General features: G+C 64.0%; 30 protein-coding genes. 1 reads left to right on the top strand and 29 read right to left on the bottom strand.

Features of this window, described 5'->3' with window-relative positions:
- The first annotated feature begins 49 nt into the window (after nucleotides 1-49).
- Nucleotides 50-820, top strand: coding sequence for a response regulator transcription factor (locus K408_RS0114900; RefSeq protein WP_024339357.1), 771 nt, complete (start codon nucleotides 50-52; stop codon nucleotides 818-820).
- A 202-nt stretch (nucleotides 821-1,022) separates the two neighbouring features.
- On the opposite strand, the gene K408_RS0114895 is transcribed toward K408_RS0114900, so the two are convergent.
- From K408_RS0114895 to flgG, 29 genes are all read right to left on the bottom strand, one after another.
- Nucleotides 1,023-1,481: a hypothetical protein gene (locus K408_RS0114895; RefSeq protein WP_024339356.1), complete on the bottom strand. Its 459-nt coding sequence runs from the start codon at nucleotides 1,479-1,481 to the stop codon at nucleotides 1,023-1,025.
- Entirely contained in the window at nucleotides 1,478-1,990 is a 513-nt protein-coding gene (locus K408_RS0114890; RefSeq protein ID WP_024339355.1) for a hypothetical protein, read from the bottom strand. Before K408_RS0114890 ends, K408_RS0114895 begins: the two co-directional genes overlap by 4 nt.
- Before the next feature lie 39 nt (nucleotides 1,991-2,029).
- On the bottom strand, nucleotides 2,030-2,512 hold the full coding sequence (locus K408_RS0114885; protein WP_024339354.1) for a rod-binding protein: 483 nt from the start codon (nucleotides 2,510-2,512) through the stop codon (nucleotides 2,030-2,032).
- Nucleotides 2,509-2,928 carry a hypothetical protein gene (locus tag K408_RS0114880; RefSeq protein ID WP_024339353.1) on the bottom strand — a complete coding sequence of 140 codons (420 nt, stop codon included), beginning with the start codon at nucleotides 2,926-2,928 and terminating at the stop codon, nucleotides 2,509-2,511. The genes K408_RS0114885 and K408_RS0114880 overlap by 4 nt, the downstream gene beginning before the upstream one ends.
- A gap of 7 nt (nucleotides 2,929-2,935) precedes the next feature.
- Complete coding sequence (gene fliR, locus K408_RS0114875) at nucleotides 2,936-3,688, bottom strand: flagellar biosynthesis protein FliR (protein ID WP_024339352.1); 753 nt, start codon at nucleotides 3,686-3,688, stop codon at nucleotides 2,936-2,938.
- Nucleotides 3,685-5,766, bottom strand: coding sequence for a flagellar biosynthesis protein FlhA (flhA, locus tag K408_RS0114870; protein WP_024339351.1), 2,082 nt, complete (start codon nucleotides 5,764-5,766; stop codon nucleotides 3,685-3,687). The genes fliR and flhA overlap by 4 nt, the downstream gene beginning before the upstream one ends.
- Nucleotides 5,767-5,843: 77 nt before the next feature.
- Nucleotides 5,844-6,110: a flagellar biosynthesis protein FliQ gene (gene fliQ, locus K408_RS0114865; protein WP_024339350.1), complete on the bottom strand. Its 267-nt coding sequence runs from the start codon at nucleotides 6,108-6,110 to the stop codon at nucleotides 5,844-5,846.
- A complete protein-coding gene (flgD, locus tag K408_RS0114860; RefSeq protein ID WP_024339349.1) occupies nucleotides 6,107-6,520 on the bottom strand; it encodes a flagellar hook assembly protein FlgD in 414 nt (137 codons plus the stop codon). Before flgD ends, fliQ begins: the two co-directional genes overlap by 4 nt.
- Before the next feature lie 15 nt (nucleotides 6,521-6,535).
- Entirely contained in the window at nucleotides 6,536-6,946 is a 411-nt protein-coding gene (flbT, locus tag K408_RS0114855; protein ID WP_024339348.1) for a flagellar biosynthesis repressor FlbT, read from the bottom strand.
- The gene (flaF, locus tag K408_RS0114850; protein ID WP_024339347.1) at nucleotides 6,946-7,290 is read right to left on the bottom strand and encodes a flagellar biosynthesis regulator FlaF; all 345 of its coding nucleotides are present in this window, start codon (nucleotides 7,288-7,290) and stop codon (nucleotides 6,946-6,948) included. The genes flbT and flaF overlap by 1 nt, the downstream gene beginning before the upstream one ends.
- 68 nt (nucleotides 7,291-7,358) lie before the next feature.
- Complete coding sequence (locus K408_RS0114845) at nucleotides 7,359-8,405, bottom strand: flagellar hook-associated family protein (RefSeq protein ID WP_024339346.1); 1,047 nt, start codon at nucleotides 8,403-8,405, stop codon at nucleotides 7,359-7,361.
- 3 nt (nucleotides 8,406-8,408) lie between these two features.
- On the bottom strand, nucleotides 8,409-9,884 hold the full coding sequence (gene flgK, locus K408_RS0114840) for a flagellar hook-associated protein FlgK (RefSeq protein WP_024339345.1): 1,476 nt from the start codon (nucleotides 9,882-9,884) through the stop codon (nucleotides 8,409-8,411).
- A 32-nt stretch (nucleotides 9,885-9,916) separates the two neighbouring features.
- Complete coding sequence (locus tag K408_RS0114835; RefSeq protein ID WP_024339344.1) at nucleotides 9,917-11,149, bottom strand: flagellar hook protein FlgE; 1,233 nt, start codon at nucleotides 11,147-11,149, stop codon at nucleotides 9,917-9,919.
- Between the two features lie 90 nt (nucleotides 11,150-11,239).
- A complete protein-coding gene (locus tag K408_RS0114830) occupies nucleotides 11,240-11,821 on the bottom strand; it encodes a transglycosylase SLT domain-containing protein (protein WP_028145897.1) in 582 nt (193 codons plus the stop codon).
- Nucleotides 11,772-13,118: a flagellar hook-length control protein FliK gene (gene fliK / locus K408_RS0114825; protein WP_024339342.1), complete on the bottom strand. Its 1,347-nt coding sequence runs from the start codon at nucleotides 13,116-13,118 to the stop codon at nucleotides 11,772-11,774. The genes K408_RS0114830 and fliK overlap by 50 nt, the downstream gene beginning before the upstream one ends.
- Complete coding sequence (locus K408_RS0114820; RefSeq protein ID WP_024339341.1) at nucleotides 13,115-14,290, bottom strand: chemotaxis protein; 1,176 nt, start codon at nucleotides 14,288-14,290, stop codon at nucleotides 13,115-13,117. Before K408_RS0114820 ends, fliK begins: the two co-directional genes overlap by 4 nt.
- A complete protein-coding gene (locus K408_RS0114815) occupies nucleotides 14,287-15,600 on the bottom strand; it encodes a MotB family protein (protein WP_024339340.1) in 1,314 nt (437 codons plus the stop codon). The genes K408_RS0114820 and K408_RS0114815 overlap by 4 nt, the downstream gene beginning before the upstream one ends.
- A gap of 6 nt (nucleotides 15,601-15,606) precedes the next feature.
- The gene (locus K408_RS0114810; protein ID WP_024339339.1) at nucleotides 15,607-16,305 is read right to left on the bottom strand and encodes a hypothetical protein; all 699 of its coding nucleotides are present in this window, start codon (nucleotides 16,303-16,305) and stop codon (nucleotides 15,607-15,609) included.
- Entirely contained in the window at nucleotides 16,302-17,927 is a 1,626-nt protein-coding gene (gene fliF, locus K408_RS0114805) for a flagellar basal-body MS-ring/collar protein FliF (protein WP_024339338.1), read from the bottom strand. Before fliF ends, K408_RS0114810 begins: the two co-directional genes overlap by 4 nt.
- A gap of 112 nt (nucleotides 17,928-18,039) precedes the next feature.
- A complete protein-coding gene (locus K408_RS43895; protein WP_283805272.1) occupies nucleotides 18,040-18,174 on the bottom strand; it encodes a hypothetical protein in 135 nt (44 codons plus the stop codon).
- Between the two features lie 51 nt (nucleotides 18,175-18,225).
- Nucleotides 18,226-19,140, bottom strand: coding sequence for a flagellin N-terminal helical domain-containing protein (locus tag K408_RS0114795; protein WP_024339337.1), 915 nt, complete (start codon nucleotides 19,138-19,140; stop codon nucleotides 18,226-18,228).
- 273 nt (nucleotides 19,141-19,413) lie between these two features.
- Nucleotides 19,414-20,322 (bottom strand): flagellin N-terminal helical domain-containing protein, encoded by a 909-nt coding sequence (locus K408_RS0114790; protein ID WP_024339336.1) that lies wholly within the window; start codon nucleotides 20,320-20,322, stop codon nucleotides 19,414-19,416.
- A gap of 268 nt (nucleotides 20,323-20,590) precedes the next feature.
- On the bottom strand, nucleotides 20,591-21,331 hold the full coding sequence (gene fliP / locus K408_RS0114785) for a flagellar type III secretion system pore protein FliP (protein ID WP_024339335.1): 741 nt from the start codon (nucleotides 21,329-21,331) through the stop codon (nucleotides 20,591-20,593).
- Complete coding sequence (locus K408_RS0114780; RefSeq protein WP_024339334.1) at nucleotides 21,328-21,774, bottom strand: flagellar basal body-associated FliL family protein; 447 nt, start codon at nucleotides 21,772-21,774, stop codon at nucleotides 21,328-21,330. The genes fliP and K408_RS0114780 overlap by 4 nt, the downstream gene beginning before the upstream one ends.
- 42 nt (nucleotides 21,775-21,816) lie before the next feature.
- On the bottom strand, nucleotides 21,817-22,524 hold the full coding sequence (flgH, locus tag K408_RS0114775) for a flagellar basal body L-ring protein FlgH (RefSeq protein ID WP_024339333.1): 708 nt from the start codon (nucleotides 22,522-22,524) through the stop codon (nucleotides 21,817-21,819).
- Nucleotides 22,525-23,289 (bottom strand): MotE family protein, encoded by a 765-nt coding sequence (locus K408_RS0114770; RefSeq protein WP_024339332.1) that lies wholly within the window; start codon nucleotides 23,287-23,289, stop codon nucleotides 22,525-22,527.
- A gap of 67 nt (nucleotides 23,290-23,356) precedes the next feature.
- Entirely contained in the window at nucleotides 23,357-24,487 is a 1,131-nt protein-coding gene (gene flgI / locus K408_RS0114765) for a flagellar basal body P-ring protein FlgI (RefSeq protein WP_024339331.1), read from the bottom strand.
- The gene (gene flgA / locus K408_RS0114760) at nucleotides 24,484-24,960 is read right to left on the bottom strand and encodes a flagellar basal body P-ring formation chaperone FlgA (RefSeq protein WP_080654878.1); all 477 of its coding nucleotides are present in this window, start codon (nucleotides 24,958-24,960) and stop codon (nucleotides 24,484-24,486) included. Before flgA ends, flgI begins: the two co-directional genes overlap by 4 nt.
- 13 nt (nucleotides 24,961-24,973) lie before the next feature.
- Complete coding sequence (flgG, locus tag K408_RS0114755) at nucleotides 24,974-25,762, bottom strand: flagellar basal-body rod protein FlgG (RefSeq protein WP_024339329.1); 789 nt, start codon at nucleotides 25,760-25,762, stop codon at nucleotides 24,974-24,976.
- Nucleotides 25,763-25,771: the final 9 nt, after the last annotated feature.

The following is a 25,771-nucleotide window of genomic DNA, read 5'->3' as shown; positions in this document are numbered from 1 at the left end:
CACAACAACCAGCCGGCCGCAGCAAGTGCGAAACAGGGGCGAAAGACTGATGTTTATTATCGTTGATGATCGCGAGAGCGTCGCAAGCAGCTACGTCGGAGGGCTCGTTCGCGAAGGCGTATCGTCCATCGGCTTCTCCTCAGGAGAATTCTGGGACTGGCTGCAGTCCGCGAGTGAAGCAGATCTGGCGGCGGTGGACGCCTTCCTGCTCGGGGATTGCGATGCCCGTGGAAGCCTGCCGCGGGCGATGCGCAAGCGCTCCTCTGCTCCCATCATCGCCGTGAGCGGCCAGAAGATGCTCAAGAACACGCTGGAGCTGTTCGAATCGGGCGTCGACGACGTCGTGCACGTCCCGATCCACCTGCGCGAGATCCTCGCCCGGACGGCCGCGATCGCGCGCCGCCGGGTCGGCGAGCTGCCGAGGCCCTGCGAGAGCAGGATCCAAGTCTTCTTCAACGGCCGAGACCCGGAGATCGCGGGCCACGCGCTCACCCTGCCCCGCCGCGAACTGCGCATTCTCGAATATATGGTCGCCAACCACGGGAAGTGGATCACCAAGACGCAGATATTCAACGCCGTCTACGGCATCTTCGAGTCCACCTTCGACGAGAGCGTGATCGAGAGCCATGTCAGCAAGCTGCGCAAGAAGCTCCGCGACCGCCTCGGCTTCGACGCGATCGTGGCCCGGCGTTATGTCGGTTACCGCCTCAACATCCCGGCCGGCGAGACCCTCGACGAGCAGGTGCAGGAGCTCGACGATGTCGGCATCCTCTTGAACAGGGCGCATGCCGTGCCGGCGGCATATCCGGCGGGCAACTGACACGGCATCTCCAGCGTCTTGGCCGGGCTTGTCCCGGCCGTCCACGCCTTCTTTGTGGCACAAAAAGACGTAGATGCCCGGGACAAGCCGGGCATGGCGAGCTCTGCTGAATGGTCAATTGCGGTTGCCCTCCACAGGGTGGGAGCAACGGAGAGGTGCCGTCCTATCGGCCGATACGAGCATCCACGCCAGCCGTCAGGCGCTACGGCTTCTGCTGGAATTGTTCCTTGGACACGTAGTTGAAGTCCTCGACCAGAACGTCCTGGACGATTTCAGCCTGCATCCGCTCATTGACGCGCTGCTTGATGGCTGTCGTCAGGATGGAGAGATCGTAACGGGCGAGCTTCCTGAAATCGAGGCGATCGTCGGCATAGATCCTGCGGAAGGCCTCGTCGACAACAAAGGGCTCCGGCGGCACCGTCAGCTGGTGCATCGTCCGCCCCTCCACGGTATAGACGAAACGTGCGACGATGTAGCCCTGCACGTTGCCGTTCTCGACCATTGGCACGCTCAGGACTCGCGTCTTCTGATATTGCAGCCCGTCGAGATATTCGTCCTTCGCCGGCAGCAGGCTGCCATTTTCCTTCCAGTAGGCCACCGCATAGCTCGTGCCCACGGTGAGGATGCACACCCAGAGCCCCGCCAGCACAAGTCTGATCATTGTCCGTCCTGCGCTGCGCGGCCGGTATAGGTGCCGTCCGACTCGGCTTCCTTGATCGCCTTCACGATGATGGCGGCGACCTCGCGCACCGCATCGTAGTGCATTTCCAGAATCGAACGATTCCGCTCGAGTCTCTCGCGCAACCGCTGGATCTCCTCGGTAATCTCGACTTCGCCACCAAGATGCATCCGCGCCCGCATCAGGCGGACGAACTCGAGCATGCTCCGGCTCTTGCGCGCGCTGAAATCGTCGAAATCGATTTTCTGCCCCGTCGCGAGCGCGGCCGTCTCCTCCTCGACGATGCCCGCGAGCCGACGGATTGCGGCCAGCAGGCCGCGCACCTCGTCCGATCTCACCGCATCCGCAGCGTCAACCATCATCTCGCCGCCCGCGGCCGGCAACAGCACGGGGAGCAGCGCATCATTTGCTGCTCCTTCCGTCGTCGTCATTTCGGTATCCGCGAGCGTCTGCTCCATCGTCATGGCCGCCGCGCCTTCTTGTAGCTGCATCGGAAGTTCACCCCTCAAGTTCTGTCACCCTTCTGCGGATCATGATCCGGCCTTCTCCGCAGCGCGCGGCCCATCCGGACGTGCGGAGGCGAGCTGCTTGGCGATGCCAAAGCCCTTGCCCTTCGCCAGCTGGTTACCAAGCTGCTCTGCAAGCATCGACTTCCAGACGCCACCAGCCGTGCCCTTGCCAAAGATCTCCTCCGACTGTTTCGGCAACATTGTCTCGACGAAGGTCTGGAGGATGAAGGCCTCGAACTTCCGGTAAACCTCGCCGGAGGCCGGCGCCTTGATGACCTGCACCGGCGCGCCGTTTACCGCGTCAGACCTTACTTCCGCAGCCTTCGTTGCGGATTGATCGGCAGCTGCCGCCCTGGCCCTGCCGACCTCCGCCTCCATCGCGACCGTGAAATCGGCATCGGAGGATCTCAGTGCATCGAGCTTTGCGGTGGCCGCGCGCTGCGCCACGGGGTCGGCGGCTTCGAGCACATCGAGAACGAGGTCGGTTGTCGCTGTCACGATCATGTCTTGTTTCCCTTGGCGATCGCCGGCGTCCAATGGCTCAAGACCAGGTTTGCGCCTGCCATATCCTCGAGCGAGCGCTTCTCCGCTTCACGCAGCTTGTCCGCAAGCGCCGCCTTCGCGACCTCCTCGAGTTGTTTCACGCGGCGGCTTTCCGCGCGAACCTGGTCGAGCTGCTGCGAGGCCTGCGCCCGCACGCTGCGTGCGCCGACGCTGGTCCTGTTCAAACGCCGCGCGATCGAATCGCTCGACGATCCCGTGGGCGGGGTGCCATCGTTCAGGGCTCCGACCAGCCATTCCTGCTCGTCCTGCAGGCTGCGCTCCTGCTCTCGCAATTGCGCGAGCTGCCATTCGGACAGCCGAAGCTGGAGCTTCACGAGAGAGACCATCCGGCCGAGCTTGTCCGCGCGCGATGTCATGCCCTGATCACTCCGCCAGCGTCAACGAGACACCGAGCATGAACTGCGTCAGCAACTCGTCGCTCGTGAGATAGAGCAGCAGAAAGCCGCCGAACAGCACGAAGGGCACCGAGATGAAATAGACCGGAATCGCCGGCGTCAACTTGTTGATCAGTCCGACCGCCAGGTTGACGATCACGGAGTAGACGATGAAAGGGCTGGTGATCCGCAGCGTCAGCACGAACGCTTCCGAGAGACGCCCGACGAGCAGGTCGAGCGCCATGCTGCCGCCGAGCCTGCTGCCGGGATGCCAGACGTCGTAGGAGTTCATAAGCCCGCGCAGCACCTGCCAATGCTGGTCGGTCATGAAGAACAGCGTGGTGACGGATGCCATGATCAACGGCACCAGCGCCGGCGCCGGGTCGGTATCTCCGATGGGCGTGCCCGGGATGTTGCTGAGCCCGATCGCGCTCGCCATCATGGTCGCCATGGTCTGGAGCGCCAGGAAGAACACCCGCCCGCCGAGCCCGATGACGCTGCCGACCACGAGTTCGGAGCAGATCAGGAGCGCCAGCGTCAACGGCGCCGCATTGTCCGTGAGCGGTTTCAGGACCGCGACCAGGACGGGCGTCAGCGCAAAGGTCGTGACGAGCGCGACGAACAGGCGCACCTGGGGCGGAACGTTGACGCTGGAATAGCCGGGCACCAGCATCAGGCAGGCGCCGATGCGGCAGAACACGATGAACGTCACCAGCACGCTGTCGGCGAGGCCGCTGATCACGATATGGCCCCGAGCGCCCTGATCTCGGCGCTGCGCGCAACTTCGACATGCGACAGGATGGGCAAGGTCGGAAACACCCGCTCCAGGATCATCCGAACATACGGTCGGGCTTCGGGAGTCACCGCCAAGACCACGCTGGTGCCGATCTCGGTGAACTTGCGGATCGCGGTGCTGGCTTCGGTCGCGAATTGCTCGATCAGGCGCGGGTCGGCGTCGAACTCGATGACGTCGCCCTTGGCGTCGCGCTTCAGGCTCTGGTGGAACGCGAGGTCCCACCGGTTGCCAAGACGGAGCACGTTGAGCACGCCATTGTCGGAGAGGTCGCCGCAGATCTGCTGCGCAAGCCGCGTGCGCACGTGCTCCGCGACCTGCTCGGAGCGGCGCACATGGGGCGCGATTTCGGCGATTGCCTCGAGGATGAGGTGAAGGTTGCGAATTGAGACTCGCTCGGCGAGCAGGATCTTCAGGATCGCCAGCAGACCCGAATAGGAGATCTGCGAGGGGCAGAGATCCTCGACCAGGCGCTTGTACTCGGGATCGAGCCGGTCGAGCAGGGCCCGCATGTCCTTGTAGGAGAGGAGCTGGGCGAGGTTCGCCCTGATCACCTCGCTCAGATGGGTGAGCAGCACCGACAGATTGTCGACCGGCTTGCAGCCCTGCCGCTTGACCTCGTCGGTGAAGGCTTCCGTCACCCACAGCGCCTTCATGCCGAAAGCAGGCTCGATGACCTCGTCGCCGGGTACGTCGGGCTTGCCATCCTTGTCGACCAGCACCAGCACCTCGCCGAGCCTGAGTTCGCCATGGGCGACGCGCGTGTCGTGGATCCGGATCTGGTAACACTTGGGGTCGATCGACAGATTGTCGGTGAGCTTGATCTCGGGAATGACGAAGCCGTATTGCTTGGCGAACTTCTTGCGAATCTTGGCGACGCGGTGGGCGAGCTCGGTGCGCGAGCCCAGCAGATGGACCGAGAGGTGGCCGCCGAGCGCCAGCTCGATCTCGGCGGTCTTGAGCTGCTCCTTGACGGATTCCTTGGCCTCCGCCTGGGCGCGCTCGTCGGCCTTGCGCGCATCCTCCTTCTGTTTCAGCGCGGCCTGCCGCTTCGGCAGCGAATAGCCGACGAAGGCCATAACGCCTCCGAGCAAAACGAACGGCGCCATCGGCAGACCCGGCATCAAGGCGAGCACGAACATCATCAGCGCGGCAGCCGACACAGCGCGCGGATATCCGCCGAGCTGCCGCAGCACCGCCTGCTCCGCAGAGCCCCTGGTGCCGCCCTTGGAGACCAGAAGGCCTGCCGACAGCGACACGATCAGCGCCGGCATCTGCGACACCAGGCCGTCGCCGACGGAAAGCTTGGTGTAGACGTCGGCAGCGCGGGAGAGGGTCAACCCGTGATGGGTCACGCCGATGACGATGCCGCCGAAGATGTTGATCGCGGTGATGAGCAGGCCGGCGATGGCGTCACCGCGGACGAACTTCGAGGCACCGTCCATGGCGCCGAAGAACGCGCTCTCCTCTTCCAGTTCACGGCGCCGGCGCTGGGCTTCCTTGTCGTCGATCAGGCCTGCGGACAGGTCGGCGTCGATCGCCATCTGCTTGCCGGGAATGGCGTCGAGCGTGAAGCGGGCCCCGACTTCGGCGATACGCGTCGCGCCCTTGGTAATCACGACGAAGTTCACGGTGACGAGGATAGCGAAGATGATCAGACCGATGACGAAGTCGCCGCCCATGACGAATTTCGAGAAGCCGGCGACGACGTGGCCGGCCGCGTGTTCGCCCTCCCCGCCCCGCGAGAGGATCAGCCGCGTGGTCGCGATGTTCAGCGCCAGGCGCAGGATCGTCGCGATCAGCAGCACGGTCGGAAAGGCCGAGAAGTCGAGCGGCCGCTGGATCCACAACGCGACCATCAGGATCAGCGCCGACAGCGCGATCGAGAACGCGAGGCCGAGATCGATCAAGATCGGCGGAATCGGCAGGAACAGGATCGTGAGCATGGCCACGATGCCGCCCGCGAAGAAGGCGTCCGCTCCGAGGCGGCGCGGGCTGGGCAGGCTGGCAGCTAAGGTATCGGCCATGAGTCACCGGCAGAGAGGTCCGGCTCGCAATCTGCCGCGCAAAGCTTACGCGAGGGTGGTGGCAGGTCGCCGCCCGGTCAGAAGCCGCGCTCGATCCGCGAATAGACCAGCTCGGTGAAGGTCGACAGATGCGCGCCGATGAAGGAGCCGGAGATGGCGACGACCAGGAGGATGACGATGATCTTCGGAACGAAGGTCAGCGTCACCTCCTGGATCTGGGTCAGGGCCTGGATCAGCGCGATGACGGTGCCGACCAGCATCGCGGCGCCGACCGCGGGTCCGGAGGCGACGATGATGGTCCAGATCGCCGCCTGGACGATGTCGAGGGCGTCCCGCTCGTTCATGACTGGCTGATCGTGAGCCCGGGGCCGACCGCAACCTTCGTGCCATCGGCGAGAGTTGCGATGGAGCCGTCGCTGTTGATCGAGACGGAAACGACTTTGCCGCTGAAACTCGCACCGGTCGAGTCCGTGAAGCTGACCGTCTTCCCGATCAGCCCGTTGGCTTGCGACAAGGATTGCGACGACAGCAGTGCGTCCAGCTTTGCATTCGTCTGCATTGCCTGCTCCACCGTCGAGAGCTGGGCGAACTGGCTCATATACTGCGCGGTATCCATCGGGTTGGTCGGATCCTGATTCTTCATCTGTGCAATGAGCAGCTGAAGAAACGTATTGTAGTCCACGCTGTTGCTCGACGTCGCCGACGTCGTGCCGTTCGAACTGGACGACTTCTCGGTCGCGCTGGTGACGTTCATCTGGCCTCTCCGCTGTCAGGCAGCCTCGAATGGGGAAACGGTGGCAGAGCCGGCCAGGATGGCCTGCTCCACCGGAAACAGGGCGCGAATCCGCTTGAGCGCCTCGAAGTAGCGGGTGGCCGTAACCAGCTCATCGACTGCGCCTAGTCCATCCAGCATCTCGCGGTTCTCGCACACGGCAAACAGGGCGGCGAGATGCTGAGCGTAGAGCGTAGCCGCGTCCCGGACGTCAGTCGGGTTCATCAGCATGAGCTGGACGATGAAATAGAGCTGCCGCAGTGCCGTGGTGGCGTCGGAAGCCTGCATGACCTGCCCTTCGAGCAGGAACATCACGTCGTTGACGAGCTCGACCGAGACCTTGCGGTCCACGCGGAGCACCGCGCCGTTGACGTAGATTCGTTCGCCGGCGCGCAAGGAGATCTTCATTAGAGCGCGTCTCGGATCAGGCGGTTGATTTCGATGAGCTGCTCCACGTCGTTCGACCGTTGTTCGCGGAGCCGATCGGCTTCCTTGACGACCCACAGGCCGATCGAGATGATGTCGGCACGCAGCTTTTCGGGAAGTGCGTTCTCCGGGTGCGCCAGATCCTCGATGAAGATCGTCCACAGTCGCCGCACATAGAGCAGGCTTTCGACCAGATCCTCGACACTGAAGCGATCCTTCTGGATCCGCTCGAGCCGGCCGATGCCGAGGCTGAGTGCCTGCCGCTCGCGGCTGCGCGCCTCATAGGCACTGTCGTCAACGACTGCTTCATAGGCTTCAAACGTCATCGGGACCACTCTGCGCAAGAGACCGAACAACTAGACAAAGGTTACGAGCCTGACAGGGCCGCCTTGGCTCAGAGATAATTGATGAGACTGATCTTCTGGAGCTGCGAGGTGAGCGCCAGTGCCGTCTGGATCTGGGTCTGCAGCGTGTTGACCCGGACCGAAGCCTCGGTCGGGTCCACCTTCTCCATTCCGACGATCTGATTGTTCAGAATGTCCTGCTGCGTCTTCAGCTTGGCGGTTGCGGTGGTGATCCGCTGCTGCACCGTGCCGACGGCACCTCCGAGCGCAGCAAGATCGTTGATGGCGTTACCGACGAGGCCGATCGCCTTGTCCACGACGACCTGAAATGTCTCCTGGCTCAGGCTTACGTTCCCCAGGTCGGCCATCATCGTGTACGCCTCGGCGAGCCTGCGAAAGCCGATCTGATTGGCGCTGACCGAGGTATCGGTGATCTCCGTCGTGGAGATGCGGCTTTGCATGGTCTGGTCGGTGGCCGATGACCAGTTGGTATTCCAGGCGGGGCTCGCGAACTCGGCATCGAAGGTCGTGTCGAGGAAGGTCTGCATCTGGGCGGGGGTAATGGTACCCACGCCGGGCGAGGATTGCGAGAAGCCGAAGGCCGCGAGAAAGTCGGCGTCGACCTGGTTCTTGCTGGCCGAGCCCGCGGTGTAGGGCGTGATGGGCGCGTTCTGCGTGTTGATGCCGGAGAACAGATACGAGCCGTTATATGAGACGTTCAGCGCACCGATCAGATCCTGGAGATTGGAGGCTGCAGGCGGCAGGATGACCCGGCCGCCGCCGTCGGTACTGCGTGCCGCGATCAAATCCTTGAGGAAGTCCGTGGCGGTCTCGCTGAGCTGGGTGATCCGGTTCTGCGTCACGTCCAAGCGCCCCGCGACCAGCCCGTTGGTATCGACGAGCTGATCGGCGAAGCTCCAGTCCGCCCGCAGCGTGAGGTCGCTCCCCGTCGTCGCACCGAGCTCGAGGCCGACGTCGTAGAAGCGCCCGGTGGTCGCCTCCATCGAGGCCCTGCTGAGTGCCGCCTGATTGCCTGTGATCGAATACCTCAACGACGAGGACAACATCAGGGTGGAAACGTAGTTCGCGCTCATCATGACTCAATTCCCCACGGCAGCCAGCAGGCTTTGCAGCATCTCATCTACGGTCGAGATGATCTTTGACGACGCCGAATAAGTGCGCTCGACCTGGAGCATCAACGCCATCTCGTCGTCCATGTTGACGCCGTTGACGTTCGACAATGCGGTGATGCTGCGGTTGAGCAATGTGCTCTGGTACTCGGAGTTGTCGTTGGCGGTCTTGCGCTGGTTTTCGATCCAGCTCGCCGACGACGATGCAAAGTCGATCAGGCTGCCGCTCGGCTTGCCTTGCGTGGTCGCATCGAACGGCTGCGACGCATCCATGTCGCCGATGAGCTGCTGCAGCCGGGCCGAATAGCCACCGTCGCCGGCGGTGTTGTATTGGTAGGCAGGATTGCCGCTGATGGCGCCGTCGCGCAGCAGGTTCGGGTTGCCACCCAAGGCCGGATCGACGGAGGCTGCAACCGAAATCGTACCGGCGAGTCCTACCGAGACGGTGGCGCTCGCGGGCATCGCCGGCGCACCGGGATAGGTGAAGAGACCGGGAACGTCGGGCAGCGCTGCGGCCGTTTGATCGCTTTCTCTGAACGTATTGATCAGGCCGCGCGCGATTTCGTCGAGCTGACTCTGGTAGGTGACGGCGTCCTGGTCGCGGAGCTGAGCGAGACCCGCGAGCTTGCCCGACTTCAGTGGCATCACCGAATTGGCGCCGGTCACGGGGACGCCGTCGATGTAGACGGCATTGCCCGTGGTCGCGGCGGTGTAGGCATTCGTCGGCGCAAAGCTGACCGTCCGCGCCGTCTTGTCGAACAGAACGACGCCGCTATCCGCATAGAGCGCAGCGTCGCCATTGGGCCGGATCGACATGGTGACGCCGACCTCCTGCGACAGCTGCGAGACGATGTTGTCGCGCTGGTCGAGGTAGTCGGTGATGTCGTCGCCGGAGATCGTGCCCTTCACGATCGCAGTGTTCACGGCATCGAACTGGGAGAGCAGCTGGTTGATGTTCTGAACGGACGTCCTCATGTCGGCATCAGCGCTCTCGCGGACCGACTGCACGGTCTTGGTCGCCTGGTTGAGAGCGCTCGCCATGTCCTTGGCCGATGCGACGGCCGCCTGCGCCAGCGTGGTGTTGTCGGGGGCGTTGGCATACTTCTGGAGCGCCTGCTTCAGCGCATTGAGCTGTGCGGTCGGCGATTGCTCGAGCTCTGGATCGTCCACAGTCGCGGCGGCGATTCTCTGGAGGCCATCATAGATCGCGCTTTGCTTGGCCGACGACGAGGTCGCGACCAGGACGTTGTCGTAGAGCCCGGAGCTGGCGGCGCGCTGGATCGCCGCGACATAGACGCCGGCGCCGGGAAGATTGTCCAGCTCGGTCAGCTTGCGCGAGTAGCCGGTGGCGCTGGCACCGGCGATGTTGCGCGAGATGACCGACGACTGGATGCTCGACGCCATGAGCGAGGAGCGGGCCGAGTTGAGAGCGGCGGTAAGGGACATGGTGCTCTTGCCCGAAACGAGCGTTGAAGAATTCAGCGCTTCAGGTTGACGACGACATCCAGCAGATCGGCGCCGGTCTGGAACGATTTCGAGTTCGCGGTGAAGCCGCGTTGGGCCTCGATCATCCCAGTGAGCTCGTCCGCGAGGTCGACGTTGGAGGCCTCCAAGGCACCGGACTGGATCGTGCCGAGTCCGCCGGTGCCGGCATTTCCGGCCTGCGCGTTGCCGGAATTGAGGTTGGTCGAATAGACGTTGCCCGGCTCGGGCGTCAGATTGTCGGGGCTCGCGACGTCGGCGAGCATGATCGTGTAGAGCGTCAGTTGCTGCCCATTCTTGAGGATCGCCGTCACGTGGCCCGCATCGTCGACGTCGACCTTATCGATGGCCGCGGGAACGCTGCCATTGACGGTGGCCTTGAAGCTGAAGTCGGTCCCGACCTGCGTCATGTTCGACAGGTCCATGGTCAGTGCCGCACCGCCGGGGACAGTCACTGTGAGACCGGTCGGGCTTGCCGCGGCCAGCGCGCCCCTGCCGGCCGCCGTGGTGTCGAAGGTGAAAGTGGTGGCGGCCCCCAGCGAGGTGCCCGTCGCGGAGTCATAGACCTCTATCTGCCAGGTATCCGAGCCGGCAGCGGTCGCGGTGTGGGACATATAAACGTCAAGCGTAACGGCCTGGCCGATATTGTTGTAGGCCACGATCGAGCTTTTCGATGAATACGATGCCGGGCTGGGCGGACCTGCGATGATGGCTGCTTCCGGATCCAGATTGCCGGTCGTGAGCGTTGCCGTCGTTGACGGCACAGGCACTTGCGGAATCTGGGCAATGTTGACGATTTGCATGCCGGCCAGGCTGTTCTGCGAGAAGTTGGTCACCAGGCCAGGCTGCCCAAGAAGATAGTAGCCCGCCGCATTGACCAGATTGCCCTGACTGTCCGGCACGAAGGAGCCGGCGCGCGTTAGAAACTGCTGCGTGTTGTTGGCGTTCGACACCACGAAGAAGCCGTTGCCCTGGACGGCGAGGTCCGTGCTCGACGTGGTGAACTGCGTATGTCCGGGATCCGAGATGGCGTAGCGGATCGTGGTCTCGACGGCGCCAGAATCGTAATTGCCCGAGCCGCTCTTCAGGATTAGCGAGGAGAACTCCGTGGAGGCCCGCTTGTAGCCGGTTGTGTTGACGTTGGCGATGTTATCCGAGACCGTCGACAGCTTGTTGGACTGCGCGCTCATTCCGGAAACGCCGGTGCGCATAACGCCATACAGGCTCATGAATTGGGCTCCTTTGGTAGGTTGCGGCTACAATGGGGCGTCTTGCTTGCGCGGGGCTGATGATTGGGCGCGATGCACAACTTCCTGTTGTCAGGTCGTTCTCGGCTGACATAACGAGCGCGCCTTGTCGGTCCACGCACCGAAGCCGCTCGAGACGAGATGAGCGACGATGTGACAGACGTAGCGCTTCTGGGCCGGCTGGTTGTTGGGGCCTGCATTGTAGCGGGCGACGGCCATGGTCCAGCTGCCTTCGCGCTGCTTCAGCTCCTTGAGGAAGCGCGCGGCGTACTCGACGTTCCTCGCGGGATCGAACATGGCCCGAACCGAAGCGAACTTGTCGCCGTGATAATAGTGGTTGATTTGCATACAGCCGAGATCGATCAGCTTGATGCCTTTGCTGCGCATCGCGTCGAAATTCGCGATTGCGTCATCCACGTCCTTGGCGAACACCGTCTGGCCGGCGGCACCGAGAGCGTAAGGATGGAGTGCGCCGCGCCGGCCGGTCTCGGTCAGGCCGACCGCATAGAGAATGCCGAGCGGAATGCCGTGCTGACGCGCCGCGCGTGCCATCTCGCGCTCGCAGGGGCGCGCAGTTTCGGCGGCCGCCTGGGCGGCGCCTGCATTAGAGATAAACAGGGCCGCGACGAAGATGCGGCGCCACGTCCTGATCATGACGCGTCTCCTGACTGAACTGGCGCTCCTGGCGAGCCTGCTTGGCGCCGCCGTCCGATTGCCCCGACGACGTTCCGGTGCCGCCAAACGTGCCTTGCGACTGCGGTGACGATTGATGCTGACCCGCGAGCTGCGGCTGCGACTGGCCGGAGCCGCTTTGGAAGGCGTCCAGCGAGCCGTGCTGGACCGGCGCAACATCAGCGACATAGCCCGCCGACTGCATGAGGTCGCGGATCTGATCGCGTTGCCGGTCGAGCAGCTGGCTCGTGTCCTTGCGCTCGGCCGCAAGCTGGACGGACACTTCAGTGCCGACGAGGCGCAGGCGCAAGGTGACATTGCCGAGCGCGGGTGGCTCGAGATTGACGGTCAGTATCTTGAGCGGCTGATCCGGCGCATTGGTCTGGGATGCTGCGAGATCAGGCGCCGCGGCCATGGTCGGTCCCGAGGACTCTTTCAGCTCGGTGACGGCCGCATTGGCGACCTGTTGCGGAGCGTTGAACTGGGCCGGAGGCAGATGGGTCTCCTGCTGGACCACGGTGAGCTTGGTCGTCTCAGGGAGCGCGGCGCGCGCCGAGGTTTTGGCGGCCCGCTCAACGTTTGCCGTAACCGCCTCGAAGCCGGGTGAAGCCGGCATTGTGCTCGAAGACTCCCCACCTTGTGTCGACGCGGGCTGCGGCGCCATCGTTTGCGAGACGGCAGCCTGCGAGCGCGCGGCGGTTGCTGCGGTGCTGGGCGGAGTGCTATCGGACGGCGCCGTCTTCGCCGCACCCGTGGTGAGCGGGTCGCGCTTAGCCGCCCCGGAGCGCTCGTCGCGCGCGGGGGCATCCTTGTCGGTGGACCGCAACGCCATCTGCGTTTTCACAGCGGGCGCGGCGGCGACCTCCTGCCCGAGCACCGCAACGGTGCTCGACTGACCCTGGATATCTGTCCCGGTGGCATGATCCACCGGAAGTGGCCTCTCGGACGACCCGTCGGCCTTCTTCTCGGAGGAATCCTCTGGAGACTCTGGCCGCTCGGACGCTGCGATGCGTTCGTGCAGCGCCGTAGCCTTCTTCGCCTGCTCGGCCGGATGGGCCAGATGCGTGCGCAGCGCTCCGGCGCTCGCGGTGGTATCGCCGCCATCATCGCCCAGGGCTTGTTTGGCGAGATTCGAGACGGTGTGGAGCAGATCGTTGAACGACGAACTTGCCTGCGACTTGACCCCGGAGCCTTTTGCCGAACGCGACGTCTCGCGCACATTGAGGCTCTCGGCAAGCGCCGAGAAGAGCTGTCCGGAGGTTCCACTGAGTTTGGTCATGGACGGCGGTCCCTGGTGAGGAGTTCGAGCTCGCCCAGCTGCTTCTGCGCGCGCGCGAGCATCCCGGTCGACGAGGCCAGATCGAGTCGCGCCGGCGTTGCCGGAGGTTTGTCGGCCGCCGCGGCGGATCCGCTTGCGAACGGCTTCCGCACGTCGAGCGCGAGCTGCACCGTGGCATTCAGGAGAGGAACGTCGCGCTCGGGCAGCTTCGCGCGGTCGAGCGCCTTCAGCTCGGCGAGACCGCCGTCATATTCGTCTGTGAGCACTCGCGAAGCGCCGCGGAAGAAATGGGCGCGCTCGCGTTCCACTGATGCGTCGGCGCTGAGCGTGAGGGCCCGCTCGCCGGCAAGCCGGGTCACGGGCAGCCGACCACGCACCATGGCCGCGCGCGCGATCACCAGATACAGCGTGAGGCGGCTTGCGCGATCGATCTGCTCCAGCAGCGCGGCGATCCGCGCAAATCGGCGCTCGTCCAGCGCCAGGTTCGATTGCGTCAGCCCGGTGGAGAAGCGCTGCCAGAAATCGCCTGCATAGATCGAGTTGCGGTAATGGCGGATGTAAGCCAGCGTCAGGAACTCAAACTTCTCGAAATCCTCCGCTTGCCCCACCAACAGGATCTCGCGCCGCAGCGCCGCCTCCTCGACCAACGTGCCGGGCAACAGCAGGCGCGCCTCGTCCAGACGCTCGATCGCGAACGATGCCTCTGCACGCGCGAACAGTGCGCCCTGGACCAGCGCGACCTGTCCGCCGAGGCCCGAGGGAATCGTTCTCGGCTTGATGTCCTTGAGCAGCTCCCGCGCTTCCTCCTGACGTCCCTCGACATAGGCAAGCGCACCATTGAGCAGCCGCTCGTCGACCTTCATCTTGTCGCGCGGCAGCTTGCGAACCAATTGCGGCGCTCCGCCGCTGAGCAGGTAGATGACGACGGCCTGTCCGTTCTGCGGATTGCTCCATACGCCGGGATCGGCAGCGAGAAATTTGTCGCCGATCTGCCGAATCAGCGCGATGTGGCTGTTATGTGCGGCGGTGTCACCGTTGGAGATACCGTCCTGTACCGCCTGTAGCGCGCGCACGAGCTCATAGGGTTCATCGAGCCGGGGCACAGATTGAGCAAACGCATTCGCCGCCGTAAAGAGCAGCAGCAGGGCGGCGTGGCGCAGCAGCCTGATCAAGGGCGCTTCTCCCGGATCAGGATTTCGATCCGCCGGTTCTGTGCAGCCGCCGGATCATTCGGAAGCTTCGGCCGCCGGTCGGCATAACCTTCGATATGCTCGATCCTCCGCGCGTCCACCCCGGAACGAACCAGCATGTAATAGGCCATCTGCGCACGAGCGGTCGACAGCCGCCAATTGTCATAGGTTTCCGAGCGATACGGCCGATTGTCGGTATGGCCGCGCACGATGACCATGCCCTGCCGCTTCGTCAGCAGCGGGCCGATCTTGTCGATCACGCGGATCAGTTCGGGCCGCGGCTCGGCCGAGCCGACCGCGAACATGCCGAAGCTCGCATCGTCGGTCAGGCTGATCAGCAGACCCTCCTCAACCTGACGCACCTCGGCCGCTGGCCCCGCGCCCGCCTTGATATCCGACAGCGCGTCCGCGATTGCGGACTGAAGGTGCTTGAGGGTCGGCTGCTGCGCTTGCGCTGCATCATGCGGTTCGGACTCTTTCGCGGTGTCGTTGGATCGCGCCTGCGCGGCGGTATTGGCCTGGACGCCAGCTTGAGCAGCGCTGCCCTCCCGTGAGGATTGCGTCGGCGCAGGCCCCGGCGGCAGCAGAGGCGACAGGCTCGCGGACGGGATATCCGCGTTTGGCGCCATGCTTCCGCCGGTCTCGTCCACCTTGGCACGATGCGCCGGCGGCTCACTCTGAGCGGCTACGGAGACATCGCGCGCGGAAGCATTCGGCCTGGGCTCGCTCTCGATGAAGCGATCCGCATCCTTGGACGCTTGCGGCGCCAGCCTCCAATAGCCGGGATCGAAGGGATCACGGTAGGCATCGCCACCTTTGAGGCCCTCCTCTTCGGCAGATGTCAGAGCGCCGGCACGCCGCTGGCCCGAAGACTGGTTCGCGCTGCTGGCGATTTCGGCAAGAGTCGCATAGGGATCGCGGAACAGAACCTTTTCCTCGTAGGAGGCCGGCTTCTCGGCAGTTGGGGAGTCGCCGCGGCGTTCTTCATTCGGTCCGGCCGGCTGGCGCTTGCCATCCTGGCCTTCGAACGATGACGGCTCCTTCTTTGAGAGGTCCTTGAGCCCCTTTGGGGCGGGTGCGTTCTCCGCGAGCTTGATCGGGTTGAAATAGCTCGCGACCACCTGCTTCTGGTCCTGGTTGAGCGCATTGAGCAGCCACATGACCAGGAAGAAAGCCATCATCGCGGTCATGAAGTCCGCATAGGCGATCTTCCAGACGCCGCCGTGATGTGCCTCCTCGGCGAAGGCGCTGCGCCGGCGGACGATCACGATCTCATGCTTGACCTCTTCCATGGCGGACTACCGGCGCGCCTCCTTAAGGCGTTCACTCCATGCGGAGATCTGCGTCTCGATCACGGTTTGGTCAGCGACGACGCGGACCTCGAGAGTCTCGGCCGCCTCATACACAATGCCGGTTCGTCTGGACGCCTCGAGTTGCGTCTTGACGAGATCGAGCAGATCGCTTCGGCCCGTGACCTTGAAGGCCGGCACCGAAGAGTTGCCGGTTAGCGCCGCGATTTGCTCGACCAGCGATCCGATCGCCTTGTCGCGCACCGCGTCCGTGAGGAACGGCAGCAATATCCGCGCAACGGAGCTTGCGATGTTGGTCTCGATCTCACGGCAGGCTGCCTCGAATCCGCTGACGATTGCGACAGCCTGCTGGTCGGACCATTTCGCCCGCTCCTCGCCCAGTCGGATTGCGCTGCGCACGCGTTCCTCGGCCAGCTTGGCGTCGCTCTCTGCGACGCCGGCCGCATGGCCGCGCCGATAGGCATCGTCCAGGAGATTGACCGACGGAGCCTCCGTCGCGGGCGACGCTGGGGACGCCTGCGGTTGTGGCTGCGGCTCAGCCTGAGCATGCGATCGAGGCGGCGGCTCGCGCCGGGCTTCCTTCTGCCTGGTCAGCACGTCCTGGATTTTCGGCGGCGGAGGCGGCGGCGACTTGACGCGGCCATTCGCATCGAACTGCGTCAGGAGTTTTCCGATTGCCGCGTTCATGCCGCCTCCTCACGCCGCATCCAGTCCTTTAGGATCGCTGCCGCCTGCATCTGGTCGAGTCGGACGATCTGCTCGAGCCGCTTCTGCGGCGTACGCTGCATCTTGCCTTCGAGGTCTTCGACGAGGTTGAGCTCCGTCTCCTCGCCCTCGGGTAAAGCACTCGCTGCCGCAGCCTCGAGTTGGGCGACCTCAGCCGCCTCGACCTGCTCCTGCTCCGCGCGATGGGTCAGTATCCCGTTGACCGCCGGCCGCAGCCCGAACCACACCAGCATCGAAGCGACGGCCAGAATCGTCACCGCGTTGATGACGCTGCCGAGCTGCTTGTTGATCATCTCGACGAAGCTGATCGGCGGCACTGGGGCCAGCTCACGCGAACCCTCGATAAAGTCGACGGCCGTCACCTGGATCTGGTCGCCGCGCGTCTTGTCCAGCCCGCCCGCCGTCGCCGCGAGCTGGCTTATCTCTGCGAGCTTGCTGTCGACAATCGCCTGGTTGCTCTTGTCGCCGAGATCCGCGACCAGCCGCGCTCGGTTGACAAGGACGGCAATGAACAGCTTCTTGACGGAATAGCCGTCGCTCACCGTCGTCGTCGTCTTGGACGAGACCTCGAAATTGGTGACGTCCTCGCGGCGGGTCTTGTCCTCGCTGGAGTTCTTGCCGCCGCCGGCATTCACCTGCTGGTCGGGAAGATTTTGCTGCACCGTGGTCGGCGTCGATCGGTCCGCGTTCTGCGAGGATTCCTTCTCGCGCACGGCCCGTACCGAGCGCTCGGCGCGGTTCTCGGGATCATAGACGGTCTCGTTGATCTGCCGCTTGTCGGTGGACAACTGCGGAGCGACGCTCACCTCGAAATTGTCGAGGCCGAGATACGGCGTCAGCGCCTTGCGGATGTTCTCCTGCACCATTCCGCTGACAGTCTTCTGCAGGCTCGCCATCTTGCTCGGCGCGGCGCTCGCCTCATCCTCTTCTGCGAGCAACATGGATCCGTCAGCGTCCAGCACAGTCACCTTGTCGCGGCTCATGCCGGGGACGGCAGCGGCGACGAGATGACGGATCGACTGAGCCGTGCGCGCCTCGATCGCACTGTCCGTGCGGAGCACGACGGACGCCGACGGCGGCTGCTGCGTTGCGCGAAACGAGCCGCGCACCGGCAGCACGATATGTACGCGCGCCGCCTTCACGCCTTTCATTAATTGCACCGTGCGGGCGATCTCGCCTTCCAGTGCCCTGAGCTTGGTGACCTCCTGCATGAACGAGGTCAGGCCGAGCGAGCCGATCTTGTCGAACAGCTCGTAGCCGGAATTGGCGCTGGTCGGCAGCCCCTTCTCGGCGAGCAGCATTCGCGCCTGCATGGTCTGGCTCGGGCGGACCGAAACCGCATCGCCGGCGGCGTTGACATCGAAGGCGATGTTCTGCTCGCGCAGCGCTGCGCCGATGCGCGTCACGTCTTCTCGGGTGAGGCCTGTGTAGAGCGTTTCGAATTCGGGGCGGCTGAGATAGTAGGTTCCGCCAACTACGGTGACGAGAACCGCAAAGCCGATCAACCCCAAGGCCATCAGGCGGCGCGGCCCAAGCTCCAGCAGATTGTTGAGCAGTTGCTGTACCTGCGCACGACTGAGCATATGACCTCGTACCAATGCTAATGGTGAGGACACTCAGCTGCCAACCTTGTCTGAAGGTTGCGCGGGCCGGGAATGTGTCAGTTCGCTCGCGAGGCGTTGCAATTTTACAAGACTATTGCGCGACGCAATAGGTCTCGCAGCCAAAAGCGGCGCTCGGGCGCATGACGCGCTCGGCCGCGGTGTAGTGCATGAATTCGCGCAGCGGAGGCTGATTGCTGGCTCGTCCCGTGCTGCGTCCGCCGATCATGGCGGGACCGTGCTCCCTCCGAGGGAGCACGGCCGTCGTCGAAAGCGCTGCTTAGCCGCGGAACAGCGACAGGATGCTCTGGCTGTTCTGGTTAGCGATCGAGAGCGCCTGAACGCCGAGCTGCTGCTGGGTCTGCAGGGCCTGGAGGCGGGTCGATTCCGCGTTCATGTCGGCGTCGACGAGCTGACCGACACCGCGGTCCACGGAATCCATCAGGGTCTTGACGAATTCCGAGTTGGTCGAGATGCGGTTCTTGACCGCGCCGAGATCGGCAGCGGCCGAGCTTACCGAGTTGATCGCGGCGGTGACCTGCGCGATATAGGCATCGAGCGTGGTCTGGTCAGCGGCCGAGTCGGTCAGGGCGGAGATATTGATCGTGTCGACCGACGCACTGCCGCTCACGGTGTCCAGAATGCCGGTCTGCGTGGTCGAGTACAGCGTGTAGTTGGCGGTCGTCACCGTGATGGAGCCGATGGTGGGCGTGCCGCCAACCCGCGAATACGACGACACCAGGTTGAAGCTCGTCGGCGTGGTGCCGGTCGTCGTGCTCAGCCAGTTGATGCCGTTGAAGGTGGCCGAACTGGCCTTCAGCTTCATGTCCTGCTGGATCTGCGTGATGTCCGCCTGGATCTTGGTACGGTCGATACCCGCGGTCTTGGCTTCCACCAGGAGCGCCTGGAGCTTGGTCAAGCCTGATTCCTTGTCGCCGATCACCGAGGTCAGAGCGGTGTATTCGGTATCGACGGTCGCGGCCGACAGGCCGAGCGAATCGGAGACCGCGGAGAGCGCGGCGTTGTCGGAGCGCATCGACGTCGCGATCGACCAGTAGGCGGCATTGTCCGAGGCGGTGGCCACGCGCTGACCGGTTGAGATGCGGTTCTGCGTGGTGGCGAGTTGCGCGCTGACAGACCGCAGGGTCTGGAGCGCGGTCATGGCGGAGGAATTGGTGAGAAGACTAGAACCCATTTTGATGTCCCTTTGGAGATTGAATTGAGTTTTGGGGGACATACCGGGCTTGCACCGGTACGGCAGAGCGGCGTCATGCCTTTGGGCTCCCGCAAACGCGGGTTCGCGGCCCAACCTGCCGTAGCGGAGAGGTTAGCGGGCGAGGCTTGTGCGAGGCTTGTGGCTCCGTGCTCGAACTGCAACAGGCAGCCGAAATCTGGGCGCGCGCGGCGTCACGTCAAATGAAAGGCCGCGCTTCGCGAGAAGCGCGGCCCTCCCTCCATGAACGAGGTCTTATCGGAACAGCGACAGGATGCTCTGGCTGCTGTTATTGGCGATCGAGAGCGCCTGAACGCCGAGCTGCTGCTGGACCTGAAGGGCGGCGAGGCGGGTGGATTCCGCATTCATGTCCGCGTCGACGAGCTGACCGACACCGCGGTCGACCGAGTCCATCAGCGACTTCACGAAGTTGGTGTTGGTCGAGATACGGTTCTTGACGGCACCAAGATTGGCGGCGGCGGAGCTCACCGAGTTGATCGCAGTAGTGACCTGCGCGATGTAGCCATCGAGCGTGGCCTGGTCGGCGGCCGAGTCGGTCAGTGCGGAGATGTTGATCGTGTCGACGGAAGCACTGCCGCTCACCGTGTCCAGAATGCCGGTCTGCGTGGTCGAATAGAGCGTGTAGTTGGCGGTCGTCACGGTGATGGAACCGATCGTGGGCGTGCCGCCGACACGTGAGTACGACGAGACAAGGCTGAAGCTCGTCGGCGTGGTGCCGGTCGTCGTGCTCAGCCAGTTGATGCCGTTGAAGGTGGCGGAGTCGGCCTTCAGCTTCATGTCCTGCTGGATCTGAGTGATGTCCGCCTGGATCTTGGTGCGGTCGATACCTGCAGTCTTGGATTGGACCAGCAGCGCCTGGAGCTTGGTCAGACCCGAGTCCTTGTCGCCGATCACCGAGGTCAGAGCGGTGTATTCGGTGTCGACGGTCGCGGCCGATAGGCCGAGCGAGTCCGAGACTGCCGACAGCGCGGCGTTGTCTGCGCGCATCGACGTCGCGATCGACCAGTAGGCGGCATTGTCCGAAGCGGTGGCCACGCGCTGGCCGGTCGAAATCCGGTTCTGCGTGGTGGAGAGTTGCGAACTCACAGACCGCAGGGTCTGGAGTGCGGTCATGGCAGTCGAGTTCGTAAGCAGGCTTGACATTGCGAATGTCCCTTTATGTACGCGTTACATTTTCACGAGGGGACATACCGGGCTTTCACCGGTACGGAAGGGCGGCATCATGCCTTTGGACTGATGTGGGTGGGGTCCAACCCGCCGTGCTGCATCGCTAGCACGCCGAATCTTGCTCCCGGATTAAGATCTGCGCGAATTTCGCAATGATATCATATGGTTAAGATTACCAACCGCTAACCATAGCCGGCTCGTCTCGCTTAACCATATCCAGCCGGTCGGACCGCCATCGCGGCTCTCAATTGAATGAACGCACCAGTCCGGAGGCCAGCAGGTTCCAGCCGTCGATCAGCACGAAGAACAGCATCTTGAACGGCAGCGCCAGGATCGTCGGCGGCATCATCATCATGCCCATCGACATGGTCAGCGTCGCCACGATCATGTCGATCACCAGGAACGGCAGGATGATGAGAAAGCCTATCTCGAACGAGCGCCTGAGCTCGGAAATCATGAACGCCGGAATGATCACGCGCAGATCGACCCGCTTGTCGTCGAACTTCTTGCGGAAGCTCTCCGCGGCGAGTGCTTCGAAGGTCTGAAGATCCTTGTCCCGAACATGGGCCAGCATGAACTCGCGGAACGGATCGGTGATCTTCAGATAGGCTTGCTCTTCGGATATCTCGTTCTTCATCAGTGGCTGGACGCCGGACTCCCACGCTTTGTCGAAGGTCGGCGCCATCACGTAGAAAGTCATGAACAGCGCGAGGCTGATCAGCACCAGGTTGGCAGGCGTGGTCTGGAGGCCGAGACCTGCACGCAGGAAGGACAACGCCACCGCAAATCGCGTGAAGCTCGTCACCATGATGAGCAGTCCCGGCGCCACCGACAGCACGGTGATGAGCGCCATCAGCTGGATGATCCGACCGCTGGTCGAGCCGTTTCCCGGAGGCAACAAGGAATTCAGGTCCGGAATCTGTGCAGACGCCGCTTCGGGCAGCACCACCAGTATCAACGCCAGCAGCAGGATTTTCACTCTCACTGAATCACCAGCGTCTCGATGATCAATTCGCGCACCTTGCCGGCCGAGCGGATGTTGGCGCGCTCGGTCAGATCATCGCGCAGATGCTGGAGTCCGCGCGATCCCTCGAACTGCGCAACCGTCGTCGACCGCAGATAGGTCACGATGTCCTCACTGATGTGGGCGGCCAGAATGCCCGCGTCCTCGTCGCTCATGCTGTCGGTCACCATGGAGGCTTCAATTCGCGCCCAGTTGTTTGCCGGCGCGGCGAGATTGGTCACGATCGGTGACAATTTCCTCAGCCGCGCGCTGCCGGCGTAGCTCGACGCGATCGGCGGGGGCGCAGCGCTCTTCTTCGCGTCAGCGGCGACGCGCTCGGCGGTCGCGATCAGATGCAGGCCGGCAACGGCGCCTGCGCCGATCGCGATCAGTGTCAGCACGAGGATGGAGGCGATCAGGCGCATGGTGTCTCCTGCCGTCGCGTCGCGAACCGACCGGGCCGAGCCTCAGAATGGTGCCACGGCGTCATAGATCCGATGTCCCCATCCAGGCTGCTGTACGTCCGACAGATTTCCGCGCCCGCCATAGGACACGCGCGCCTCGGCGATCTTATCATACGTGATCGTGTTTGCCCGCGAGATATCGCGCGGGCGCACGATACCGCCGACGTTGAGCACGCGCATTTCCGTGTTGACGCGAAATTCCTGCGAGCCGCTGATCATCATGTTGCCGTTCGGCAGCACGTCAGTAACGATCGCCGCGATCGACAACTTGATGTCCTCGGTGCGGTCGATTTGGCCATTGCCCTTGATCTGGGTGTTGGTGCTGAGATTGGCATTGGCTGAACCCGTGTCGTTCCATCCGGCGACGTCCATCAGCCAGTCGAGCCCGAACTTGACCTGGGAATCGCGGGAGCGGCCGGTCTTGTTGTCGAGCTTGGCCTTGTCCTGCATGGAGATGATCACCGTCACCACGTCGCCGGTGCGCCGGGCGCGGGGATCCCGGAAGAGATCGGTGCCGTCGTCCCAGGTCGAGCGATAGCTGACGGGCGTGCGCATGCGCGGCGTCACCGGGATCGGATCCGCCGGCGTCCTCAGGCCGCTGCCGACAGGCGACATTTGCGGGCCGATCAGGACTTCGGCTGGATCATGGAGGCATCCGGCCAAGACGACGGACGCCAGCAGGTGCAAGAGGATGAGGACCGGCTTGTTCATCTATTTGGGCTTTCCGTCATCTACCCGACGCATCCCGCCCAGCAGGTCGGCGAGGTGCGCCGCGCGCGCCGTGTCCATCTCGTTGAAGATCGCGCTTGAGTTCCGCGGGCTGAGCTTGGCCAGCACGGCGGCGGCGGTCTCGTCGCTCATGCCCGCGATCTGCGTCGCCGCAGCCTCGGGCTTCATGCGCGAATAGATCTCGATCACACTCGCTTCGGCCTTCTTCAGGAAGTCGTCGCGCAGCGCCATCCACTTCTCGTATTCGGCCCGCTTGGCCTCGACTTCGGCGATCCGTTCGCGGAGCAGGTTCTCGGCCTTCTCCAGCTCCTTGAGCTGCCAGGCCAGCCTTGCATCGACGGCGGGATCGGCGACGTTGCTGCAGAACAGGGCAATTTCGTTGTCAGGGGCCGGCGCGGCCTGCGCCGCCGCCGGCTTCGGCGGCGCCGTGACGCTGCCGGGCTTCGCCGGACGCACCGGTGCGGGAGCAGGCGCGGCTGCCGGCGTCTCCGGCACCGCACCGGTGACCGCGGGTCCTAACTCTTCGGCTGCCCACGCCGTCGCCCGGACAGACGCATTGTCGCTTGTGATCGTGCTGGCCGGCAGCTGCGGCTTCTGCGATCGGACCACGCGGGCACGCGCGAAAGAGAGCAGGTTGAGCGGCTTGGTCGGCTTTGCCTCCTCCAGCGCCAGCACGGGCGATGCGCTCGCGAGAACTGAGGCCGCGGCCATCAGGAGGAGTTTGGCTTTGTGATCCAGCTTCAGCATCGGGGCGCGTGCGATTCTCGCTTCAGACCCGAGCATTGAGCGACCAAGCTTGCACGACGCTTGTGCATCATTGCACGATGACGTCGGCCTGGAGTGCGCCTGCGGTCTTGATAGCCTGGAGGATCGCGATGATCCCCGACGGCTTCAGGCCGATCTGGTTCAGACCGCGCACGAGGCGCTGGAGATCGACCCCACTCAGGATCGCCACTTGCGCTCCGGCCTCGTTTGCCTCGACCATGGTCTGCGGGACGACCACCGTCTGCCCGCGCGAGAATGGCGCCGGCTGCGACACGACAGGCATCTCCGTGACGCGAACCGTCAGATTGCCGTGAGTCACGGCAACGGTCGAGATCCGCACGTCGCGCCCGATCACGACCGTGCCGGTGCGTTCATTGATCACGACCCGCGCCGGCGTGTCCGGCTCCACCGCCAGCTCGCCGATCTCAGCGAGGAAGCGGACGGGGCCGATGTGACGCGGCTTCGAGAGCACGATGGTGCGGTAGTCGCGCTCGAACGCGATCTGCGCACGGTAGCGTCCGCCGGCGTAGCGGTTGATGGCGTCGAGGATGCGCGTTGCGGTGACGAAATCGGGGTTCTTCAGCTGCAACACCAGGAACTCCATCTCGTGGAGGCTTCCCGGCACCTCGCGTTCGACCAGCGCACCGTTCGGGATACGGCCCGCGGTCGGCGTGCCCTGGCTGACGTTCTGCGCCTGCCCCCCGACGCTGTAGCCGGCGACCGTGATCGCGCCCTGCGCCACCGCGTAGACGGCGCCATCCGCCGCGCGCAGCGATGTCATGACCAGCGTGCCGCCGAGCAGCGAAGTCGCATCGCCGAGCGACGAGACGGTAACGTCCATGCGCTCTCCAGGCCCAATCGAGGGCGGCAAGTCCGCCGTCACCATGACCGCAGCGACATTGCGCGTGCGCAGCGTGGTCGGACGCAGGGGGGCATTGGTGCTCGTGGCCTCGTTCCTGACATTGATGCCCATGTTCTCGAGCATCGATTGCAGGGACTGTTCCGTGAAGGGAGCATTGCGAAGCGTGTCGCCCGTGCCGTTCAGGCCGATGACCAGGCCATAGCCGACGATCTGGTTTTCGCGCAGGCCTTTGATGTCCGCGATGTCTTTGATGCGGACCGCAGCTTGGGCGCTGGCGGCCGACACGAGCAGGACGAGCGCAAGCAGGAGCCGGGTCATGAGCCGTCCACGACCTTGACGGTGCCGTCCGGCTGGACGACGCCCCTGATGATCACGCCGGTGTCGGTATTGCGTACCGGAATGAGCGCACCGGCGGCACCTGACTGCATCGCCGAGCCATAAGTGACGATGGACAATCCGCTGTCTTCGACCACGACCTTGACCGTGGCGCCGCGGGCGACTGTCCAGGGATCCTCCACCGCATTGGTCGGGATCGGTTGGCCCGGCAACAGCGCGCGTCGCGCCATGCGGCCGATCAGGACCTGACGCCCCTCGATGAACATGGCGACCCCGAGCAGGGTCGGCGCGAAGGCGCGCTCGGTGATCATCTCCTCCCGGATCAGTTCGCCGGCGCGGATCGAGACGGCGGGCACGGGAAGCCGCTTCTCCTCGGCCGCAGCGGCCCGCGTCGCGCCGAGAACCAGCAGCACGGCGGCCAACCCGCGCATGATCAGGCCCACCCTGTTCAACATCAAAACACCGGGACTAGCGCATGCCCTTCGAGACCGTCTGGGCCATTTCATCCGAGGCCTGGATGACCTTGGCATTCATTTCGTAGGCACGCTGTGCCGAGATCAGTTCGGTGATCTCCTTGACTGGGTCGACGTTCGACGCTTCGAGGTATTTCTGATTGATCTTGCCGTAGCCGGCATCGCCGGGCAGCCCGACGACCGGTGTGCCGGACGCCGTGGTCTCGCGATAGAGATTTCCGCCCAGCGGCTCCAGGCCGGCCTCGTTGGCGAAATTGGCGAGGTTGAGCTGGCCGATCTGCCGCGGGTTGATTTCCGTGTCCAGCTTGGCAAACACTTGGCCGGTGGCGTTGACCGTGACTTCCACCGTTCCCTGCGGCACCGTGATCGTGGGATCGAGGAGATAGCCGTCGATCGTGACGAGCTGGGCGTTGGCATTGGTGTTGAACGAGCCGGCGCGGGTGTATTGCACCTCGTTGTTGGGGCCGAGCACCTGAAACCAGCCGCGACCGTTGATCGCAAGGTCGTAGGGGTTGCCGGTTTGCGTCAGCGCGCCCTGGATGTGCAGCTTGCGGATCGCCGCGGACTTGACGCCGAGACCGAGATTGGATCCTTCCGGGATCGGCGAAGAGCCGTTGACGTTCGCGACGCCCTGCATGCGGTCCATCTGGTAGAACAGATCGGTGAACTCCGCCCGCGCCCGCTTGTATGAGGTCGAGTTGATGTTGGCGATATTGTTCGCGATGACTTCGATGTTGGTCTGCTGGGCGTTCATGCCCGTGGCCGCAATGGCGAGCGATTTCACTTAATTCAT

Origin of the sequence: Bradyrhizobium sp. in8p8 (genome assembly GCF_000426845.1) — a bacterium.
Classification (GTDB): Bacteria; Pseudomonadota; Alphaproteobacteria; order Rhizobiales; family Xanthobacteraceae; genus Bradyrhizobium; species Bradyrhizobium japonicum_C.
This window is presented reverse-complemented; position numbering and strand designations above follow the sequence as displayed.

Excerpts from the sequence above, each read along its gene's own strand:
- K408_RS0114830 (WP_028145897.1), bottom strand. The coding sequence starts at position 11,821 with ATGATCAGGACGTGGCGCCGCATCTTCGTCGCGGCCCTGTTTATCTCT.
- flgD (WP_024339349.1), bottom strand. The coding sequence starts at position 6,520 with ATGAACGTCACCAGCGCGACCGAGAAGTCGTCCAGTTCGAACGGCACG.
- K408_RS0114780 (WP_024339334.1), bottom strand. The coding sequence starts at position 21,774 with ATGCGCCTGATCGCCTCCATCCTCGTGCTGACACTGATCGCGATCGGC.
- K408_RS0114815 (WP_024339340.1), bottom strand. The coding sequence starts at position 15,600 with ATGGAAGAGGTCAAGCATGAGATCGTGATCGTCCGCCGGCGCAGCGCC.
- fliQ (WP_024339350.1), bottom strand. The coding sequence starts at position 6,110 with ATGAACGAGCGGGACGCCCTCGACATCGTCCAGGCGGCGATCTGGACC.
- K408_RS0114885 (WP_024339354.1), bottom strand. The coding sequence starts at position 2,512 with ATGATCGTGACAGCGACAACCGACCTCGTTCTCGATGTGCTCGAAGCC.
- K408_RS0114895 (WP_024339356.1), bottom strand. The coding sequence starts at position 1,481 with ATGATCAGACTTGTGCTGGCGGGGCTCTGGGTGTGCATCCTCACCGTG.
- K408_RS0114880 (WP_024339353.1), bottom strand. The coding sequence starts at position 2,928 with ATGACATCGCGCGCGGACAAGCTCGGCCGGATGGTCTCTCTCGTGAAG.
- K408_RS43895 (WP_283805272.1), bottom strand. The coding sequence starts at position 18,174 with ATGATCGGCGGACGCAGCACGGGACGAGCCAGCAATCAGCCTCCGCTG.
- flgI (WP_024339331.1), bottom strand. The coding sequence starts at position 24,487 with ATGACCCGGCTCCTGCTTGCGCTCGTCCTGCTCGTGTCGGCCGCCAGC.
- flhA (WP_024339351.1), bottom strand. The coding sequence starts at position 5,766 with ATGGCCGATACCTTAGCTGCCAGCCTGCCCAGCCCGCGCCGCCTCGGA.
- K408_RS0114845 (WP_024339346.1), bottom strand. The coding sequence starts at position 8,405 with ATGATGAGCGCGAACTACGTTTCCACCCTGATGTTGTCCTCGTCGTTG.
- flaF (WP_024339347.1), bottom strand. The coding sequence starts at position 7,290 with ATGACGTTTGAAGCCTATGAAGCAGTCGTTGACGACAGTGCCTATGAG.
- K408_RS0114890 (WP_024339355.1), bottom strand. The coding sequence starts at position 1,990 with ATGCAGCTACAAGAAGGCGCGGCGGCCATGACGATGGAGCAGACGCTC.
- fliF (WP_024339338.1), bottom strand. The coding sequence starts at position 17,927 with ATGCTCAGTCGTGCGCAGGTACAGCAACTGCTCAACAATCTGCTGGAG.
- K408_RS0114770 (WP_024339332.1), bottom strand. The coding sequence starts at position 23,289 with ATGCTGAAGCTGGATCACAAAGCCAAACTCCTCCTGATGGCCGCGGCC.
- fliK (WP_024339342.1), bottom strand. The coding sequence starts at position 13,118 with ATGACCAAACTCAGTGGAACCTCCGGACAGCTCTTCTCGGCGCTTGCC.
- flgH (WP_024339333.1), bottom strand. The coding sequence starts at position 22,524 with ATGAACAAGCCGGTCCTCATCCTCTTGCACCTGCTGGCGTCCGTCGTC.
- flgA (WP_080654878.1), bottom strand. The coding sequence starts at position 24,960 with ATGTTGAACAGGGTGGGCCTGATCATGCGCGGGTTGGCCGCCGTGCTG.
- K408_RS0114810 (WP_024339339.1), bottom strand. The coding sequence starts at position 16,305 with ATGAACGCGGCAATCGGAAAACTCCTGACGCAGTTCGATGCGAATGGC.
- K408_RS0114835 (WP_024339344.1), bottom strand. The coding sequence starts at position 11,149 with ATGAGCCTGTATGGCGTTATGCGCACCGGCGTTTCCGGAATGAGCGCG.
- flgK (WP_024339345.1), bottom strand. The coding sequence starts at position 9,884 with ATGTCCCTTACCGCCGCTCTCAACTCGGCCCGCTCCTCGCTCATGGCG.
- flbT (WP_024339348.1), bottom strand. The coding sequence starts at position 6,946 with ATGAAGATCTCCTTGCGCGCCGGCGAACGAATCTACGTCAACGGCGCG.
- K408_RS0114795 (WP_024339337.1), bottom strand. The coding sequence starts at position 19,140 with ATGGGTTCTAGTCTTCTCACCAATTCCTCCGCCATGACCGCGCTCCAG.
- K408_RS0114900 (WP_024339357.1), top strand. The coding sequence starts at position 50 with ATGTTTATTATCGTTGATGATCGCGAGAGCGTCGCAAGCAGCTACGTC.
- K408_RS0114790 (WP_024339336.1), bottom strand. The coding sequence starts at position 20,322 with ATGTCAAGCCTGCTTACGAACTCGACTGCCATGACCGCACTCCAGACC.